Source organism: Mesorhizobium sp. M7A.F.Ca.ET.027.03.2.1, from assembly GCF_003999175.1.
Classification (GTDB): domain Bacteria; phylum Pseudomonadota; class Alphaproteobacteria; order Rhizobiales; family Rhizobiaceae; genus Mesorhizobium.
Genome location: NZ_RZOM01001138.1, coordinates 1 through 1,918, shown reverse-complemented (window position 1 = coordinate 1,918; position 1,918 = coordinate 1). Strand labels below are relative to the sequence as shown.

The following is a 1,918-nucleotide window of genomic DNA, read 5'->3' as shown; positions in this document are numbered from 1 at the left end:
GTGTAGAAGACCGTACCAAACGCATTGAAGGGAGTGCGATCGGGTTGCGCTCGGCAAGGCTTGATGGTTTGTTGCCGCTATACGGAGAATGAATGATGCGAGAGCCTGCCGGTCAAGACGAATACGGGTCGACGAACCCTTTCGATCCGGACGATCTGCCAACCTTGAACGCAATCGGCCCGAGCATGGGAAGCGGCAATGATTTCGAGAGATATGCCGTTGCCGTGATCATCGTGTTCGGTGCGCTGATCATTGGAGGGCTGATGGCCGCATCGATGGTCTTCGGGCACCGCAACGGCTTCCTCTTCGCGCTTGGCGGCGCCACGTCCGCCTGGATATCCGGAAACGCGCTGCTGCTCGACCGGCCGCGTATCTATGCGCTGTTCGTCGGCATTGCCGCCTTGATGCTGGTTGCGTCCACTCTCACGCTGGTCTTGTGACGGCCAAATCGGTGTGAGCCGATCCACTTGAGCAGCGGGCGATCAACCCGAATCGCCACGCTGCACCAGGTTTTTCCTCAGAGCTATCAGTATCCGAGCGCCTCGCCAGAGGCCGCGCGGCTGTCGATGGCGCCGTTGTAGCGCGCGCCGCCGCCCTTCTCGATTTCCGCCAGGCTCTTGCCGCCGACCAGGATGCCGGCCGCCTGCCCCCAGGTCTGGTCAGCGAGATCGAGGTGATATCCCATGCCGGCCAGCAGCTTTTCTGTGTCCGGCGACAGGCCGAACGGCTCGACATAAACCTTGTCGGGCAGCCATTGATGGTGGATGCGAGGCGCGTCGATCGCCTCCTGGATGTTCATGCCGTGGTCGATGACATTGACGATCGCTTCCAGCGTGATCGTGATGATGCGCGAGCCACCCGGGCTGCCGATGACCATGAACGGTTTGCCGTCCTTGGCGACCACGGTCGGGCTCATCGACGACAGCGGCGTCTTCTTCGGCTGGATGGCGTTGGCCTCGCCCTGGACCAGGCCATAGAGATTGGGCACGCCGGGTTTCTGGGTGAAATCGTCCATTTCGTTGTTGAGCAGGATGCCGGTGCCGTCGGCGACGACGCCGGCTCCGAAGGAGCCATTCAGCGTGTAGGTGACCGCGACCGCATTGCCTTCGTCGTCGATGATCGAATAATGCGTCGTCTCCTTGCTCTCGCCAAAGCCCTTCGGCATCAGATCCTGCGACACGCCGGCCCGGAACGGGTCGATCTTGTCGCGGATATCCCCGGCATAGGCCTTATCAAGCAATTTCGAGACCGGATTGTCGACGAAATCGGGATCGCCGAGCGCGGAATTGCGGTCGACATAGGCGTAGCGCATCGCCTCGATCATGACGTGGACCGTCTCGGCCGAACCGGCACCGAGATAGGACAAGGGATAGCCCTCCAGAACGTTGAGGATTTCGCAGATGATGACGCCGCCGGAGCTGGGCGGCGGCGAGGAGGTGATCTCGTAGCCGCGATAGGTGCAGGTCACGGGCTTGAGTTCGCGCACCGCATATTGCTCAAAATCCGGTTTGGCGAGAATGCCGCCCTTGGCGCCGCTCGCCTTGACGATGGCATCGGCGATGGCGCCTTTGTAAAAGGCATCCGTCCCCCTTTCGGAAATGGTTGCGAGCGACGCCGCGAGGTCGGGCTGGACCAGCCGCTCGCCGATGCCATAGGGCTTGCCGTCGGGTTTCAGGAATATCGCCGCGGCCGCGGGGTCCTTCGCCAGCCTGTCGGCACTGCCGGCAAACGAGGCGGCGTCGCCCTGGTTGAGGATGAACCCGTCCTTGGCGTAGCCGATTGCCGGCGCCATCAGATCCTGGCGGGACAATTTGCCGTATTTTTCACGGGCCATCTCCAGACCGGCCACCGAACCCGGCACGCCGACCGCAAGATAGCCGTCGAGACTGGCCACCTTCACCGGGTTGCCGTCTTTGTC

The 1,918-nt window shown here is 62.2% G+C and carries 2 protein-coding genes; one reads left to right on the top strand and one right to left on the bottom strand.

The features are described 5' to 3' along the window. The first annotated feature begins 185 nt into the window (after positions 1 to 185). Complete coding sequence (locus EN750_RS32130; protein WP_031213787.1) at positions 186 to 440, top strand: hypothetical protein; 255 nt, start codon at positions 186 to 188, stop codon at positions 438 to 440. 86 nt (positions 441 to 526) lie between these two features. Here EN750_RS32130 and ggt read toward each other — a convergent pair. After that, positions 527 to 1,918 (bottom strand): gamma-glutamyltransferase (gene ggt / locus EN750_RS32125; protein ID WP_127399094.1); only part of this gene is annotated, 1,392 nt, incomplete at its 5' end.

Bases quoted from the DNA above. Each gene is read 5' to 3' on its own strand.
- EN750_RS32130 (WP_031213787.1), top strand. From the start codon at position 186: ATGGGAAGCGGCAATGATTTCGAGAGATATGCCGTTGCCGTGATCATC.